Origin of the sequence: Rickettsia endosymbiont of Urophora cardui (assembly GCF_964030725.1) — a bacterium.
GTDB lineage: Bacteria > Pseudomonadota > Alphaproteobacteria > Rickettsiales > Rickettsiaceae > Rickettsia.
This window is the reverse complement of record NZ_CAXIPY010000004.1, coordinates 438,027-455,548: the sequence shown is the minus strand read 5'-3', so window position 1 is coordinate 455,548 and position 17,522 is coordinate 438,027. Positions and strand designations below refer to the sequence as shown.

Genomic DNA, 17,522 nt, shown 5'->3' with positions numbered 1-17,522 from the left:
TTTGTTTTTATTATTGATGTTATTTTTTTCTTGCATTCTACAGGAGGTCCATACATGAAAAATCAAGACAAAAAAATGAGTAGTATGTTTTCCTAATTTTTCGATTATCAGGCAGCAATTTGCTGATAATTTTGCATATAATTCAGATATACATTCATAGGCTTTTTATAACCAATACTTGAATGAAATCTGTGATAATTATATTTATTCAGATAATGATCAATCCCCTCTTTTAACTCTTTAACATTGTTAAAATCATTAATAAAGATACAATTATATTTTAAAGTTCTAAAAAACCTTTCTATTACTATATTATCAATACTTCTACCTTGGCCATTCATTGAAATTTGGATATCATGCTCCTTGAGAATATTTATGTGGTCATAACTGGTATATTGGCTACCTTGATCACTATTAAATATCTGTGGAGCGTTATACTTACTGAGAGCTTGTTTCAAGACATCAGTTACAAGAGATGCATCCATAGAATTTGACAGTTTATAGCTCAATATGGCCTTGCTATGCCAATCTATAATAGCTGCCATATACATAAAGCCACCATTAGTTCTAATGTAAGTAATGTCACCACTCCAAACCTCATTCACATTAGGCACATACACTTGCTTTGTTGAGCCAGATTTAGTCCAATATTGATCAAGTAAGTAGCTATAGATCTTATGCTCACTATCGTTTCGAGAAGTAGATTTTTTCTTATGTGGGTAAATAGCTTCTATACCCATCATCCTCATATATTTCAGTACTCGATCTTTACCGACAATAAAACCATCTTCTAGTAACTGTTGATGAATATAGCGATAACCAAATTCAGGATTATCTGTATATATTTCATCTATTCTATTTAAAATACTTAATTTATTTATACTCATCTCCTTGGATTTATAGTAGGCTGTAGATCGACTAATCTTTAATAGTTCACACTGTCTTGATTTTGAGAGTTGATTTAGCTTGGAGTGTACAAGACTCTTTTTATTTGATAAATCCAAGCTTTTGAGCTTTCCCACGGCCCAGTCCCTCTCAACTGTGATTCTACCAAGAGCTTTAGCAAGCTCATCATTTTGCTCTTGTAAATGATTTATTTGTTCTTGATATTCACTCAAAACTTTAGCTGGTTCAAAAGCTAATGCCGCATTACCTAAAAACTGTTTTTTCCAATTTTGAATTGTTTTAACACTTATTGCATATTTTGAAGCTAACTGACCAAGTGTCGACTCCTCTTTTATTAATTCTAATACTATCCCCGTTTTTTCTGAAGCACTGAAAATTTTTACTTTATTTTTCTTCATCTTTCCTCTTAAGTTTATTGCTATTTATTCTAACTTATTGCGGAAACACACTCCTTCATTTTTTTGTCCAATTTTTTTAGTCCATTATACCCATCGCTTTACATGCTGATGATATACTACCAAGGCTCTTAGCTAATTCAAGTAAACCTCATTTTGGTTTTATTATTTTTTGATTTAAGTTCATTCTTTATCTCCATTTAATAATTAATTTATTTTACTAAATGTAAGATATAATCTTGTATCTTAGTATTGTCTTTAGTAAACAACTATAAGATACTTAAGGGCACTTAAGTAAGAAGACTAATATGCCGTATTAAATCTTAGGGCTATGTAACCCTGTAGTTGAGATCAAACAATTAGTCTTCACATACTCATTAAAGATCGGACGGTATTCTTAGGTCTTGAAATTAATCAATGAACCTGTATTTACAAGGTTGATCTTTGGGTATTCTACTTATTATTAACATAGAAGGTCAAATATGAGTAGCATTATTTTGGGTATAGATATTTCTAAAGCAACATTTGACGTAGCTTTATTAAATGATAATAAAATCAAAACCAAAAAGTTTAATAATACTGCAAAAGGCTTTGCTGCACTAAAACAATGGTTAGAAAAAAAGGGAATAGATACTGCTCACGCTTGTATGGAATCAACAGGTGGTTACGAAGTTAGGTTAGCTCAATATCTTTATGATAATACATTTAAAGTTAGTGTCGTAAATCCAGCTCGCATCAAGGGCTTTGCAATGAGCAAGCTTTCAAGAGTTAAAACTGACAAATCTGATTGTGAATTGATAGCTTCTTTTTGCAAGGCTATGCAACCTGATCTTTGGCAACCAACCCCTATACATATTAAAGAATTACAACAATGGGTAAGACGCTTGGATAGTTTGATTGCTAATAAAAATCAAGAAAATAATAGATTGAGCGGAGCAAGTAAAGCAGTTGCCATTAACATTATGATTCATATTGAATTTCTGGATAAGCAAATTAAGGAAGTAGAAGAACTTATCTCTAATCATATTAAAGGACACAAAGACTTACATGATAAAAGTAAACTTCTTGATTCAATCCCTGGTATAGGAGAAAAAACAATAGGAGTGATACTTGCTTTTCTTGTTGTAGAAAATTTTAATTCTGCAAAACAACTAGCTGCGTTTGTTGGTCTTAACCCAAAGCCAAAACAATCAGGCACTTCTGTCCATGGAATAGGAAAAATATCAAAAACAGGAGATGCTAATTTACGTAAAGCTTTTTATATGCCTGCCATAGTTGCTATAAAACATAATCCGATTATTAAGGATTTTAGTCAACGTTTGAGCAATGTTGGAAAATCTAAAATGGTTATAGTGATTGCTGCTATGCGTAAGTTGCTTCACATAATTTATGGTGTTCTTAATAACAAAACATCTTTTAGTGCAAATATAAAAACCCTGTAAAATAAAATTGAGGTAAAATAATGAAAAAGTTGTTGACACTCAAGACGGTATCTCAACTATTACAAATAAGCATCTGATCTTCAAACACTGTAATATAGCGTGATCACTATAGCGTCTAGGTCTTCCTCGTTTCATTTCCTCTCTGTAATCAGCATACCAGCCAATCGCCAAATCACTGGCAATCATAAAATCTATGCGACCCCTATTGCGTAAAAAATTATTATATTCTGACCAATTCGTTATTTTATATTTAGAATACTTGCGTGATTTACTAAAAGGGGCTTTCTTCCGAGATCTCATATAATCTGGATTATTTTTAATTCAGGACATCTTACCAGATTATCACCACTCTTGCTCTACAAATCTTATTTATGCAACAAAGCCAATACTATCCCCGTTTTTTCTGAAGCACTGAAAATTTTTACTTTATTTTTCTTCATCTTTCCTCTTAAGTTTATTGCTATTTATTCTAACTTATTGCGGAAACACACTCCTTCATTTTTTTGTCCAATTTTTTCATGTATGGACCTCCTGTAGAATGCAAGAAAAAAATAACATCAATAATAAAAACAAACAAATGCAGTCATGTATCCGGCTTATAGCTGATAAATCAACCTAATTTATTCTACAGCCCTGATGGAATTCGCTGGCTTACAAACTATATACTTATCAGTCCATCGGCTTCTAAAAGAGCCACTGAAAAACGCAGTTTTTTTGTAAGCTAAGGTTTGTCTTATTTACCATCAATATTAATTATCTCAAGCATATTTCGGGTTGGAATCTCTTACATATTGTTTTGCTTTTACCTATTCATTATATAAATCACCATTTATTTTACTTATAAGTGCTATGCTACACACTCTTTAGCTACAAACTTTACTCTCTACATAATCATCTCCTGATCTTAGTACAGCAAACACCACTCTTGCCAACTTATTAGCTATGGCAACTGTCGTTTTATTATGGCTACTTCGCTCAGATAAATTAAACATCCATTTCGTAAATTGGCTAAAATCTTTTTTAGATTTCTGTTCTTCCGATGTAAATCTTATCTTGGCATTTAGTACAGCTCTAGCCCCTTGAATTAATAAAGTGCGTAAGTATACATCACCTCGCTTGCTAATTCCCAGCAGCTTATCCTTCCCACCACTTGAATGTTGTCTTGGCACTAATCCTAGCCATGCCGATAATTGCCTGCCATTCTCAAAACTTGTAGCATTACCTATTGATGCTATTAAAGCAGTAGCAGTAATTAAACCAAGACCAGGTATAGCTCTTAATCGTTGATATTGAGTTAGGTTACTTGCTATCATTGTTAATCGTTTTTCTATCTCTTTTATTTTTCTGTTATTATCTAAGAATTCTTCTTTTAGTTCACTAAATGTTTGATAACTTAACTGGCTTAATTTCCCTGCATCTAAAATCTCAATTAATTTTGTGATAACCTTATTAATGCCTTGAGGAACAATAAAACCAAACTCATGTAGTAGCCCCCTAATTTCATTAGCAAGTGCTGTACGATTTTTTACCAATCTCTCTCTTACCCTATGTATTGATAAAATTTCTTGTTGCTCTATAGTTTTAATTGCAACAAATCTCATATTAGGTCTTGTCACGGCTTCACATATCGCTTCAGCATCTGCTTGATCATTTTTATTAGTTTTAACATATGGTTTGACAAATTGCGGTGCCATTAGTTTTACTTCATGCCCTAATTTAGTTATTTCTCTTGCCCAATAACTAGAACCACCACAAGCTTCCATCCCTACTAAACATTGTGGTAAATTAGCCATAAATGTCAAAACCTGATCTCTCATCAATTTTTTCTTTAATACTGTCTTGCCATTTTTATCTACACCATGAATTTGAAAAATTCTTTTTGCAATATCTATACCAATTGTAGTAACCTCCATATGGACCTCCTTAATTGTTGTTTTAATATGTTAAATATTAACCCTAGAAGATTAGCAACTGCTTTTCATTCTCTATATCAGGAGGTCCATACCATTAGTCCATTATATTTTTGATACATTATGTACCCAAATAGAATAAATAAATTTTGTTATTACTGAAGTTTTGACAAAAAGATAACCAAACTTATAAAGTATGATATAAATACGCTCAAATACAAAATGGTTTTTAGTGTGTATGATTATGCAAGAAATGTTGCAAGAAATAAAAAATTTTCCCCTATAATCAAGATGTGGTTTTAGAATTAATACTATCACTAGTAACTAATGATAGCGTTAAAGCAAGATCTGTTGTTGAATTAACAACTAATAAATATTTTCAGCGTAGTTGGTCAAGTGTATACAGAGCTATAGAGAATTTTTACTGTGCTCGTGATGAATCATTAAATATAAGAGATGAGCAACGTTTTAAGACTCGAGAAGATATAGAAAAATACTTAATAAGTAAACTGATTAATGAGGGTAAAAACTTACTGCAAATAGATACTACAGTGAGTAGCAAGAAAGATTCCAAGAAAGCAATTGATCGTACATATATTAGACAGAATGCTAATAACCGACCAGTTGCGGGTTATGAATATAGTGTAGTTTGCATCGGTGCTCAGCCTAAATGGTCTGTACCAATATCTATAAATAGAGTAAAATCAGATGAGAATAAGTATAGCAAAGGTAGCAAACAAATAATGAAAATTGTTAAGCAAATACCACAAAAGGCTCTAAATATAACAGTAGGTGATGCAGGTTATAGCGCTCTATCTTTCATTCACCCGCTGCACAATGAAGCAAATACGGTAACAATAACCCGCCAAAGAATTAATCGCAGTATTTACAAAATATATATAGAGGAGCAAAAAACAAGAGGTCGTAAAAGATCTTATGGAGCTAAGATTTCTTGTAGTAGTTCTGATAATTTACTGATTCCAGATACAGAAGAAACTGTAGTAAAGGCTACAAAAAATGGTGACATATCAATTAGTATTTCACTATTTAAGAATTATCTAATCAAGGGCAAGAAACAGCATATCATGTCTGATAAACCGCTGAATTTTATTCAGGTTAAGGTGTTAGATGCATCAGGAAATGGGAAATATAACAGAGATTTATGGTTATGTGTTTCTGGCCAACAAAAAGATAAAATCAGTGGTAAAGAAGTATATGAATACTATAGACAAAGGTTTGATATTGAGCATTTTTTTAAATTTGGTAAGTCAAAATTATTGATGGATAAATTTCAAACGAATGATCCAAATAAAGATGAGGATTATATGTTATTCGTAATGCTAGCGTACAACATATTGTATCATGCACAATCTTCAGTTAAGGCAAGAAAAGTAAGGGCATGGGATAAAAAAATCAATAGCAATATGTTGTCTCCAAGTGAAGTTTATAGATCTATGCCACAAATTGCCCTTGAAGAAATATTAGAAAAGTCTATATCCAGAGGGATACCAGATCATAGAAATATTAGAAATAATCATCAGGTCAAACCATTTGCACCAGTAATACGCAAAAGTAATAAACACGGTAAGTTGGAAATTACAATAAAATCAAGTTTTGATGGAAGTAACCAAATTACCAAAACCTCATTTAATAAAAAGCTAGAATTACCAAATAATATTAGTAAGTATAAACCAGCAATATTAGACAAAATTGCTACAGTTTTTGACACATTATGTACCCAAATAGAATAAATAAATTTTGTTATTACTAAAAAAGTATAAAAAAATTGGAATACATTTCTCCTTATGGAAAGGATTTTGTCAAAACTTCAGTATTACTAAAAAAGTATAAAAAAATTGGAATACATTTCTCCTTATTGAAAGGATTTGTAATAGTTGAGATTATATCTTACATTTAGTAAAATAAATTAATTATTAAATGGAGATAAAGAATGAACTTAAATCAAAAAATAATAAAACCAAAATTAGGTTTACTTGAATTAGCTAAGAGCCTTGGTAGTATATCATCAGCATGTAAAGCGATGGGATATAGTAGAGATAGTTATTACAGATTTAAAGAACTGTATGAAACTGGTGGCGAAGAAGCGTTGTATGAAATTAGTCGAAGAAAGCCAATAATAGCGAATAGAGTTGATCCTGCTGTAGAGAAAGCAGTACTAGATATGGCAATAGAATATCCAGCATATGGTCAGCTAAGAGTATCAAATGAGCTTAAAAAGACAGGTGTACTTGTATCACCTGGGGGAGTAAGATCAATTTGGTTACGTAATGATTTAAACAACATCAGTAAAAGACTTAAAGCATTAGAAGCAAAAATGGCTCAAGATGGTATTGTGCTTACTGAGGCACAATTACAAGTGCTAGAGAAGCGTCGTAATGAAAAAGAAGCTCATGGAGAAATTGAGACACAGCATCCAGGGTATCTAGGATGCCAAGATACATATTATGTAGGCAACTTTAAGGGTATAGGTAAGGTTTATTCTCAGGTATTTATTGATAGCTACAGCAGAGTAGCTGATGTTAAACTATATACTGATAAAACAGCTTTAACTGCTGCTGATATGCTTAATGACCGAGTGTTACCATGGTATGAGACTCAAGGGATACCAATACTTCGTATTCTGACAGATCGTGGGTCAGAATATAAGGGGAATATAGAGCATCATGCTTTTGAATTATTTCTAAGTATCGAAGGTATAGAGCATACTACTACTAAAGCATATTCTCCTCAAACAAACGGTATGTGTGAGCGTTTTAATAAAACCATGAAACAAGAATTCTTTGATACAGCTATGCGGAAAAAGATTTATACAGCTCTTGATGACCTACAATTAGATCTTGATATCTGGCTAGAGTATTTCAATAATGAAAGACCTCATTCTGGTAAATATTGTTATGGAAAAACTCCTATGCAAACTTTTAAGGATAGTAAGAAATTAGCTGTTGAAAAGAATAATGAAATCTTGTATCTTGAATATGTATCTGACAGTCAAAATTTAACTGACAATCAGGGGCAAAATTTATAGTGTCTGTAAGATCAAATCTTAACTTCTACAAAGGATTTTGTCAAAACTTCAGTAAACTGGAATAGTCACATTTTGTCTAGACCGCCTTTACAAGACGCTTACTTTAAAGATTTACTTTTAGTTTTAACACTCCTTGATGAGACTTAAATCGCTTCTGCCTTGTATGGTCATATAGAAGCTCTAGCTTGATATTCTTGAGGCTTGCGATTAATCCAATCCCAGTATTAAAACTTGTCTTTTGGTGCTGCGGGTTAATAGACAAAGTACTAGCACCTATCTCTTGACCTACTCCGCCATTGCCTTGATATGTTAAATGATATGGACTATTTACTCCTCTGCTGCCTATTCTTCTCTCTACTGAAAAATGTGCAGTTGGTGTTATTGATATTGTTGATGCTGTAGTTTTAGATAGTGTGATGTTAGACGTACCATTTGCATCTAGCTTAATGGGAGCAAATATTACTCTGCTGCCTATTTCACCGCTTATGGCTTGATAGCTCTTCTTAGCACGCGCTATGGAAACATTGCCACCAATTTGCTCTTGATAGGTTTTTGATCTCTCATACTCATACTTAAAGCCTATGTGAGGTATTAATGTAACGTTTTGTGGTAATGCTATTTTGTAGTGCAAGTGTGACTCAAGACTTAATAGCTTTGATCTTGGTTTAGGACTGAACCCAGCTGAGCCTATTACTCCAAAAGTTAGATTTCCCTTAACCAGACTAGAGCCGTAAAAGCTTGCTATATAGGTATTAAGCTTTTTAGTTACTTTTTGACTTGCATGCTTAATGTTACTTCTGATCTTGCTAAAACTGCTACCGACAAGCAAATCATTCTCAAAATTAATATCCGCTCCAATAGTACCTCCTAATATTTTGCTCCTGTAACCATGCAAGGTGTTACTTGCTTTTTGTTTTGCCGAGCCAAATGCTCCGCTGCTCCATACGCTGTAACCTAATATTTGAGACTGATCTGATTCGCTTTCGTCACCGCTAGCAACCGCAACAAGCATGTCCCGCACAAACATACGCTGTTTGATATGATTACTTGCTATTTTACTTGCCTGACGTGCTTGAGTGCTACTTGATGCTATAGTAGATGCTTTTTTAAGTAGCTCTTCTTGGTCTCTAGCAGTCGATTGTTCTTGTGGCTCGATGATTGCAGTATTCCTTAAGTTAGCAGATATATCTTGAGGTAAGTTATCTTCTTCTGTGTTTTTCTGATCTAGTATCTCAAGAACGCTTGCTGCAGTACTTTCATCTTGTGTATCTTCTGTAATATCTTTGATGTCTGCTACAACGCTGACTTCTTTGGTCATTTTTTGATTAGTAAAGCTTAAAGGTATATCTGATGCTTCTAAAATATCTGTAGCTTCTGCTTCATCAGGATTTGATACCTTGGAATACGCACTTAGCTCTGTAGGTTCTGTAGTATTGTCTAGCTCAACAAGTGCCCCTAGTGCTGCCCACTCCTCTTCTGGTGGAGGAGTCGGTAACTCATCCTTGTCGCTCCTATCGTCAGAAAAGTCCGTGTCCCATTCTGAGTTATCATCGTTAGAATATTCGCTGCTGCTACTCGTATATACAGTGTCATAACCGTTAGTGGTGGTAGCACTTTCCTCATCGCTACATTCTTCAGAGAAATCTGTATCGCTCTGTAACGATGCTAAACCTTGTTCTATATCGCGGTAGCTATATCTTGCTCCTGCTCCTACTGAGCTTGCATTCCTTGCATTGCGTGTTCTTAGTGTTTTAGATTGTGATGCTAAAGGTACATTCTCATAGCTTCTTATTTCTGCTTCTGTATCATACAGGAGTTTCGCACTTAGCAAATAATATGCTAATCTAGAGAAAAATAGTTTTAGATAAAAATGACAAGATCAAAATGTAGCAAAGATTTATATAAATCATTCTTACAAGCAAGTAGTGTAAGATATACTAGCAAAGCATTATCTGAAGTAAGTCCATTAGATCTATCGCACGATAGTGCAAGTCGATGGTTAAAGAGTAAGGATTTTCGCCCTAGCGAAATCTATAGCAAAGTGTCAAAATATATTGATCTGGAAGATCCTTGTTTATTAGTGGGAGATGACACCTTATAGCTAACACGGAAATGTTTCTACCACAGATTAGGAAAAACTTAGGCATTGATCAATAATTTTATGTAAACAGTTTTTAAAGTTAGTCCAGCAATGTTTAATAGGATTTAGATCTGGTGAATATGTGAGTAAATACAACAACTATGGTAAAAACCTTTTCGCGTTAGCTATATTGTCAAAGCAATACAGTAAGAGGATCGAGCTTGTAAATTATCAATATTCTGGGGCTGTACATGATGTTATACCTGGTATAGGAATGGTAAACTTACTGCATTACAATACTCAAATTGATCAATCTACTCCTGTAGATTATAGAATATATGATAAAGAAACTGATGGTAAAACAAAGAACGAGCATTTTTGTGATATGCTTACTTTAGCTAAAGAAAGAGGTATCAAGCCTGATGCTATAGTTATGGATGCTTGGTATAGTGGTTTGGATAATTTAAAACATATACGTAATTTAGGTTGGATATGGGTTACCAACCTAAGAAAAAATAGAAAAGTTAATCGTAATGTTAGCTTGGAAACTTTAGAGATTCCCGATGAAGGGCTAAAAATTCACCTACGTGGATACGGTTGGGTTACGGTATTTAAGTTTGTGGCAAAAAATGGTCGCATTGATTACATAACAACTAATTTAGAGAATCCTACACGTGAGCAAATAGAGAAAATTGTTAAGGCGCGTTGGTCTATAGAAGTTTATCATCGAGAATTGAAACAAACTTGTGGTATTGAATGCTGTCAGGCACGCACGGGTCGAGCTCAAAGAAATCATATTTGCCTTGCTGTATTGGCCTGGCTTGATATGAACAAAAGGAGGATAAATGAAAACATTACTTTATATCAACAAACTTGGGAAGTTATAAAAACATCAATTCAGAACAACATTAAATGGCTTCTAACTAATACACAATTTTGCTAAGTGCGAAACTCCTGTCATATTCTGTGCTACTGGTATCAGAGCTTAAACAATTACTAATATCTGTGTCATCTCCTCCACGAAACCCTACTTCATTAGTAGGACTGTTAGAGATAGAATTACTATATCCGCTATCTTCTATTGCCTGATCTATCAGCTCTATTGCTTCTAGCTCTTCTTGTCTGAGCTTAATATCTCTTCTCTCTATCCTTTCGCCTGATGAAAAACTAGAGTACGCCGATAGTGGTGGTGCTGATGGCTCAAATCTCTGTTGCTTCTTTGATGTGCTAAATTCAATCTCAAAAGCTTCACCTATCAGAGCATCTGGATCTTGCCATGGCTCTTCATACTGCGTACTACTACTTGCTATACTAATAGCATCTATTGGCTTGCTGTATATAGACTCTTTAGAAAAAATATCCTCGGCTCTTCTGCTCTCTAATATCTTCTCTCTTAACGCTAGTGATTTCCTTAATGCTTCAGCAAGTCCTGATGTCTTGTCTCCTCCAGTAGCTCCTCTCCCAATAGTTGCATCCATAGACTCACCATATTCAGCAGTGTATAGCTCTTTCCACTCTTCCATGCTGATCTCAGCTTGCTTATGATATGGTGATTCTGTTGTTTGCGTATATGGGCTTGTACTTGTATTAGAATTTGGCTTGCCGCTGCTAAATCCTAAACGCTTTGCTGTCTTGTGTGCTGCTCTTGTAAGTAACGACTTTTTCTTTGGTTGTTGCTGTGATGATTGGAAGCGTACCTGCTGCTGGAGCGGTGATTGCACCGCGAATGATGATGTTGGTGTTGAAGTACCAAGACTAGGTTGCGCTCTAACTTCCACAGCTGTTGCAAGAAATCCAAATGATAGCAACATTACTGATGCTACTCGAGATATCTTGCTAGACTTTGATTGGTAGATAGGTCTAATGCCTGCGATAGTATTAGCGGCGTGGTGATGGTTTATGGTATTAGTGGTATGATTGCCGCTATACTGCTTGCTGTAATAACTCTCACTATGACCAGTTGGTAAAAAGTAGTCGGGGGTTATGTATTGTGATTGATTTGCTACATGAGCAGCAACTAATGTAGCTCTATTGCTATCACTAGGATAGTGTGATATATTCATTATATGACCTCATATTGATTTATGGGTTTTGTCATTTACCAGTAAACCTGAATTCTGGATTAATCTAGGTTTGGAAGTAAGTATTTACAAGGGATAGAAGATACTCTATATAATTTTTAGCAAAAAAACAAGAGTATCCCCATGAAGAAAGATATTACTGCATTATTTTGTTTTGTCGATGATTTTTGTAACATTAGCGAGCAGTGGATTAATCTCTCAGGGTTTAATTCCCCGAAGCTCTGCTTCGTGATATCATAAGAAACAACTAAAACTTTTTTAGATACCTCGTAGCTCTGCTGCGAGGAGCATCATTTCTATAGCTAACGCGAAAAGGTTTTTACCATAGTTTTTGTATTTACTCACATATTCACCAGATCTAAATCCTATTAAACATTGCTGGACTAACTTTAAAAACTGTTTACATAAAATTATTGATCAATGCCTAAGTTTTTCCTAATCTGTGGTAGAAACATTTCCGTGTTAGCTATACCATTCATTAATAAAAATCCTACAAGAAAGCCTGAAATAAGCTATTCTGAGCTGTTAACAATAGTGCTTTTATACCATCAATCACCTTGTAAAAACTTTAAATATTTTTATATGTCCTATCTACAATTATATAAATCAGACTTTGTAACTCTTCCATCATATACTCGTTTTATAGCTCTAAAACCAAGAGTTCTGAATTATTTAGTTTTATTACTTGAATCTGAAGTTTTGACAAAATCCTTTCCATAAGGAGAAATGTATTCCAATTTTTTTATACTTTTTTAGTAATAACAAAATTTATTTATTCTATTTGGGTACATAATGTATCAAAAACTGTAGCAATTTTGTCTAATATTGCTGGTTTATACTCACTAATATTATTGGGTAATTCTAGCTTTTTAATTAATGGTAGAAATGATTTATTAATCCACTGCTCGCTAATTTTACAAAAATCATCGACAAAACAAAATAATGCAGTAATATCTTTCTTCATGGGGATACTCTTGTTTTTTTGCTAAAAATTATATAGAGTATCTTCTATCCCTTGTAAATACTTACTTCCAAACCTAGATTAATCCAGAATTCAGGTTTATGCCCATCACTAAAACCTGGACAATGTGTAATAATGGATAATGCGAGTATTCATAAGTCACCGTTGGTAAAGGAATTAATAGAAAAAGCGGGTTGTACTCTTATTTATCGAGTCTTTTGCAATGATTGTGTAAATTTTTGTTGAGCCTATATTAGAAGTAATTAAAAATATAGGTAACAGAAATGCAAATAGAGAAGAATAAAAAAATAAATGAAGCAATAGATTTGCTGATAGAAGGTGGAGTAGATTTAAAAACAGTACTAAGTCAGAATGGATTAATTAAGGAAATGATGCTCCTCGCAGCAGAGCTACGAGGTATCTAAAAAAGTTTTAGTTGTTTCTTATGATATCACGAAGCAGAGCTTCGGGGAATTAAACCCTGAGAGATTAAAAAAATCTATCATAACTCAACATTAATCTCCTTTAAACCCTTTATCTATAAGCTTTCTATCTATCCCTTATCCTAAATTAGTCTATCCGCCAAAAACACTTCAAATCCTGATCATTTGTAATGGGATAGAGTTTTGACAACAAATTGCTAAGATTTTCAATAAAAATTAATAAGTTATGTTAATTTTTACTGATACATTTCTGTGTTGGTCTAATTTTGATATGGAGCTATTGTTAACGATTTTTTATCGTTCATCTAGTTTTTGCATGATGATATTTTTGATTTATGTGGAGTTAGACACGATTTGTAAATGATTTGCAATGCATCGTAAATTCAAACCAATAGCAGAGATTATTGGATTGATAATATCTCCTATCATACCTTTCAAGAAGTTTCTACCCATCCGACCATATTGCTTTAAGTGACCTATTATTGGTTCTATGGCACTGCGTCTCTTGATCATAGACTTGTCCTCTTGTAACAACTTCTTCCGCGTTTTTGGGGTATATACCTTACTCTTCTCCTTTACATTGCTACCACTATACCCAAGATCAACAAATGATTTCTTTATCTTGATTCCAGTGACACTCTCTACTGCTTCAAAGCTCTGATGCAATGTATGACCATCATAAGGATTATTATGAAACGATTTTGCGGATAAAACAAAATTTCTACGACCACTTACTACTACCGCTACTTTATTGCCAAACTCATATGGCTTGTTGCGTTTTCCCTTTCCTATACACTCTACTTCAGGGGCATGAAAACTATATAATACTTTGTTATCTTCTTTATATTGCTTTTTAGCTTCTCTTTTTAAAACAGATTGGTTATGTATTTGTTTTATTTTTTGCAATACTTCTTGATTTTTGAGAGACAAGTTTAATTGCTTATTTTTGATCTCACGCTCACATACTCTAATCAAACGACCCAGTAATATTTTTAAATGCTTCATTATTTTCCAACGCTTCTTGGCTTTACTATGTTCTTTATATTTCCATAGCTTTACTATATCGCGTTTATAGGTTCTAGCGTATGTTTCATTCAAATGTATACCCAAACTGTTGCAAAGCTTTACTATGCTAAGCCTAGCTTTATCCATTAAATAAACATCGTGTGGGTGTTTGATATTCTTAATTTGTACAGTCGTATCAGCGATGATTAATTCCAAATCTTTTTTTTTAATTGTGTTAGTTTTTATCCCAACCCTGATCAACTCCGATAATATCTCATTATATCCAGCTTCACCTAATACACTACGAAACCGTCGTATACTAGTTTCCGAGATAGCTATGTCTTTTTCTATATATTCCCACCCGCAGAAATACTGCCAATACATATTCTCTTTTAGCTCTTCCTCTGATAATGAATCTGAAAAATTATACATTGCTTGTAGCATCGTTATGCCAAGCATCACTCTATGACATTTTCTATTTCTACCAAATTTCTTAATACAAACATTTTTTGATAACCACTCTTCGAGCCTAGACCAATTTATTAATTCTCTTAATTTATATAGCTTATTATTTGGGTTTAATTCTTCTTTTAATTTATAACCAAACAGTTTCCCTTGTTCTTGCGATTTGATAATGTTGTCTATTGGCATTGACTGAAATCCATAAGGTTTATGACCATATTTTATCATTTTCTTACGGATTGTTGTATTACTTCTTGTCTTAAAACCATATTATCTATAAGGCTTATAGAGTTTTGGCGGACGGACTAAATTAGCGTTATTAGTATTTTTTATTATTTTTCTAGATGCCTCAGGTACAAGCAACTAGATGACAGCTTTAAAGCGAATGGCAATTTAATTCCGCTTCTTCCGTTCTTGTAAAATAATTGTATGTATTTGTTGAAGAGTATCGTTAAAATCATCGTTAGTAATTATATGATCATACTCGTTAGCATGAGATATTTCTGCTTGTGCTGAAGCCATACGTAGCTGGATTGCTTCTTCATTATCAGCAGCTCTATTTCTTAAACGTTGCTCCAGTACTTCAAGGTTAGGAGGTAAAATAAATATAGAAACGGCATTAACTGCATTTTGTTTTATACTCCTTGCACCTTGCCAATCAATATCGAATAAAACATCTAGCCCTTGATTTAGCAAATTTTCGACATGTTTTTTAGGAGTGCCATAATAATGATCATATATTTTAGCATATTCAAGAAATTGATTTTGTTTAACTAATTTCTCAAACTCAACTTTAGTTTTAAAATAGTAATTTACTCCATCTTGCTCATTTGGTCGTGGTTTTCTAGTAGTTGCCGAAATTGATAAGCGTAGATTATTATCGATTTCTAATAATGCCTTTGCTAAGCTTGATTTACCTGCACCAGATGGGGAAGATAAAATTATGATCAACCCTTTATTTTTTGTCATATTTACTAACTATTCGTATTAGGTACAGTTCTCTTTATTACCTCATCCGTAGTACAACGAAAATATTTTGCTATTTTTAAAATTGTATCTATTTCAGGATTAAATTCACGATTTACTTCCGCTCTCATAATTCTGCTAATGGTAGTGTAAGGGACATCGGTAACCTCAGCGAGATATTTACGGTCTATTGTTTCTTGTTTTAACTTTTCTTCTAAAAATTCTTTTACTTTAGTAGCAAGTGCCATATTGTTATGCTCCAAATAGTTGGATTAAATATTTGTATCACGATGAAAACTATCTTCGGTGTTATCCCAGCGTGGTATTGTTGCGTGGATTCTTTCCTCCCAAGCCACGGGAAGCATTGTTGCGTGGATCGAAAAACACCCTCGGGGTCATACCGTGGCTTGGGAACTAGATCCAGAAAATAATAAAAAATACTAATTTTATTAGTATTTTTAACTGGATCCCGTGAATAAATCACGGGATCCAGGGGAAGAATGATCCACGCAACAATGTCTATGCGGGGATGACATATGAGCCATTTACCAGCAGTCCTTTATAATTATAGGAAATTTATACGGACTGACAATAACTAAATCAAAGCGAATATTATAATTATTTGTATTAGTTGACATTTGATCCTACATTTAATAAAAATAATGATAGTGGACTAAAAAATCAAGACAAAAAAATGAGTAGTATGTTTTCCTAATTTTTCGATTATCAGGCAGCAATTTGCTGATAATTTTGCATATAATTCAGATATACATTCATGGCTTTGTTGCATAAATAAAATTTGTAGAGCAAGAGTGGTGATAATCTGGTAAGATGTCCTGAATTAAAAAATAATCCAGATTATATGAGATCTCGGAAGAAAGCCCCTTTTAGTAAATCACGCAAGTATTCTAAATATAAAATAACGAATTGGTCAGAATATAATAATTTTTTACGCAATAGGGGTCGCATAGATTTTATGATTGCCAGTGATTTGGCGATTGGCTGGTATGCTGATTACAGAGAGGAAATGAAACGAGGAAGACCTAGACGCTATAGTGATCACGCTATATTACAGTGTTTGAAGATCAGATGCTTATTCGGTCTTAAGTTACGCCAAACCCAAGGCTTTATAAACTGGCTCTTTGAAATATCGGGTTTATCTATTAGATGTCCAGACTATACAACATTAAGTAAGCGTATGAAGTCATTAGATCTTAGGTATTTACATGGAAATCAAGATAAAGAATTTAGTTGTATTTCAATGGATAGTACAGGGATACAAGCCTACACAGGGAACGAATGGCTAGAAAATAAGCATGGTAAGCAATATAAGCGTCGCATATGGAAAAAGCTACATATCGTTATAGAAGATCAAGGTATGATACTTGCCGATAGTACCACAGAGCATACTATAGATGATAGATCACAGATTGGACTACTAATAGCTAATGTCAGAGCCAAGGATTTTCTGGGAGATCGAGGGTATGACGGTGAATCTACATATCAATTGTTGAGAAAGAAGAAGATAAAACCAGTTATTAGACCCCCAAACTCTTCAGTAAAAGTTCAATCGCTTAGGGATAAAACTGAGAGAGATGCAGCTGTTATATATCAACAAAACAAAGGATACCAAGCATGGAGGGTAAAGAATAATTACGGTAGAAGGGAGCGTGTAGAGAACACGTTCTTTCGATTTAAAACTTCTTTTGGTAGTAAGTTTCTATCAAGACATGATCAAAATATGACAAAAGAAATGTCTATTAAATGCCACTTATTAAACAAAATGTTTGAAATTGGTAAACCTATCTCTGTGCCTGTTGGCTAG

The 17,522-nt window shown here is 33.5% G+C and carries 14 protein-coding genes and 4 pseudogenes; 9 read left to right on the top strand and 9 right to left on the bottom strand.

All coding sequences use genetic code 11. The annotated features are described in order from the left end of the window. Positions 1–107: 107 nt before the first annotated feature. Positions 108–1,304, bottom strand: coding sequence for an IS3 family transposase (locus AAHI98_RS05625; protein WP_342224752.1), 1,197 nt, complete (start codon positions 1,302–1,304; stop codon positions 108–110). A 479-nt stretch (positions 1,305–1,783) separates the two neighbouring features. On the opposite strand from AAHI98_RS05625, the gene AAHI98_RS05620 reads away from it, so the two are divergent. Further along, on the top strand, positions 1,784–2,743 hold the full coding sequence (locus AAHI98_RS05620; protein ID WP_342224639.1) for a transposase: 960 nt from the start codon (positions 1,784–1,786) through the stop codon (positions 2,741–2,743). Between the two features lie 39 nt (positions 2,744–2,782). Here the strand turns inward: AAHI98_RS05620 and AAHI98_RS05615 are convergent, their stop codons facing one another. Together AAHI98_RS05615 and AAHI98_RS05610 are read right to left on the bottom strand one after the other, a co-directional pair. Beyond that, complete coding sequence (locus tag AAHI98_RS05615; RefSeq protein ID WP_342225277.1) at positions 2,783–3,043, bottom strand: transposase; 261 nt, start codon at positions 3,041–3,043, stop codon at positions 2,783–2,785. Between the two features lie 563 nt (positions 3,044–3,606). Beyond that, positions 3,607–4,656 (bottom strand): IS110 family RNA-guided transposase, encoded by a 1,050-nt coding sequence (locus tag AAHI98_RS05610; protein WP_342224642.1) that lies wholly within the window; start codon positions 4,654–4,656, stop codon positions 3,607–3,609. 290 nt (positions 4,657–4,946) lie between these two features. Here AAHI98_RS05610 and AAHI98_RS05605 point away from each other — a divergent pair, with 290 nt between their 5' ends. Continuing rightward, positions 4,947–6,404, top strand: a complete 1,458-nt coding sequence (locus tag AAHI98_RS05605) for a transposase (RefSeq protein WP_342225276.1) — start codon at positions 4,947–4,949, stop codon at positions 6,402–6,404. 200 nt (positions 6,405–6,604) lie between these two features. Beyond that, positions 6,605–7,699: an IS481 family transposase gene (locus AAHI98_RS05600; RefSeq protein WP_342224693.1), complete on the top strand. Its 1,095-nt coding sequence runs from the start codon at positions 6,605–6,607 to the stop codon at positions 7,697–7,699. Positions 7,700–7,802: 103 nt separating this feature from the next. On the opposite strand, the gene AAHI98_RS05595 is transcribed toward AAHI98_RS05600, so the two are convergent. Continuing rightward, positions 7,803–9,530, bottom strand: coding sequence for an autotransporter outer membrane beta-barrel domain-containing protein (locus AAHI98_RS05595; protein WP_342225275.1), 1,728 nt, complete (start codon positions 9,528–9,530; stop codon positions 7,803–7,805). 39 nt (positions 9,531–9,569) lie between these two features. Between AAHI98_RS05595 and AAHI98_RS05590 the strand changes: the two are divergent. Next, positions 9,570–9,797 (top strand): annotated as a pseudogene (locus AAHI98_RS05590) (IS701 family transposase); the annotation flags it as partial. Positions 9,798–9,969: 172 nt separating this feature from the next. Further along, a pseudogene (locus AAHI98_RS05580) lies at positions 9,970–10,722 on the top strand (IS701 family transposase); the annotation flags it as partial. On the opposite strand, the gene AAHI98_RS05575 reads toward AAHI98_RS05580, so the two are convergent. Further along, positions 10,703–11,842, bottom strand: coding sequence for a hypothetical protein (locus AAHI98_RS05575; RefSeq protein WP_342225273.1), 1,140 nt, complete (start codon positions 11,840–11,842; stop codon positions 10,703–10,705). The pseudogene AAHI98_RS05580 and the gene AAHI98_RS05575 sit on opposite strands and share 20 nt — an antisense overlap. 501 nt (positions 11,843–12,343) lie before the next feature. Between AAHI98_RS05575 and AAHI98_RS05565 the strand changes: the two are divergent. Then, positions 12,344–12,550, top strand: a pseudogene (locus AAHI98_RS05565) (IS982 family transposase); the annotation flags it as partial. Positions 12,551–12,725: 175 nt separating this feature from the next. On the opposite strand, the pseudogene AAHI98_RS18540 reads toward AAHI98_RS05565, so the two are convergent. Further along, a pseudogene (locus AAHI98_RS18540) lies at positions 12,726–12,824 on the bottom strand (IS982 family transposase); the annotation flags it as partial. Positions 12,825–12,881: 57 nt separating this feature from the next. Between AAHI98_RS18540 and AAHI98_RS05555 the strand changes: the two are divergent. Further along, complete coding sequence (locus AAHI98_RS05555; RefSeq protein ID WP_410526213.1) at positions 12,882–13,067, top strand: transposase; 186 nt, start codon at positions 12,882–12,884, stop codon at positions 13,065–13,067. A gap of 38 nt (positions 13,068–13,105) precedes the next feature. After that, on the top strand, positions 13,106–13,246 hold the full coding sequence (locus AAHI98_RS05550) for a hypothetical protein (protein ID WP_342225272.1): 141 nt from the start codon (positions 13,106–13,108) through the stop codon (positions 13,244–13,246). 351 nt (positions 13,247–13,597) lie between these two features. On the opposite strand, the gene AAHI98_RS05545 is transcribed toward AAHI98_RS05550, so the two are convergent. The 3 genes from AAHI98_RS05545 to AAHI98_RS05535 all read right to left on the bottom strand — a co-directional run bounded on the left by AAHI98_RS05545 (position 13,598) and on the right by AAHI98_RS05535 (position 15,945). Further along, complete coding sequence (locus tag AAHI98_RS05545) at positions 13,598–14,959, bottom strand: IS5 family transposase (protein ID WP_342224717.1); 1,362 nt, start codon at positions 14,957–14,959, stop codon at positions 13,598–13,600. 165 nt (positions 14,960–15,124) lie between these two features. Beyond that, positions 15,125–15,700, bottom strand: a complete 576-nt coding sequence (gene gmk / locus AAHI98_RS05540; protein WP_342225271.1) for a guanylate kinase — start codon at positions 15,698–15,700, stop codon at positions 15,125–15,127. A gap of 5 nt (positions 15,701–15,705) precedes the next feature. Next, complete coding sequence (locus tag AAHI98_RS05535; protein ID WP_342225386.1) at positions 15,706–15,945, bottom strand: helix-turn-helix transcriptional regulator; 240 nt, start codon at positions 15,943–15,945, stop codon at positions 15,706–15,708. A gap of 614 nt (positions 15,946–16,559) precedes the next feature. Between AAHI98_RS05535 and AAHI98_RS05530 the strand changes: the two genes are divergently transcribed. Continuing rightward, on the top strand, positions 16,560–17,522 hold the full coding sequence (locus AAHI98_RS05530) for an IS5 family transposase (RefSeq protein ID WP_342224734.1): 963 nt from the start codon (positions 16,560–16,562) through the stop codon (positions 17,520–17,522).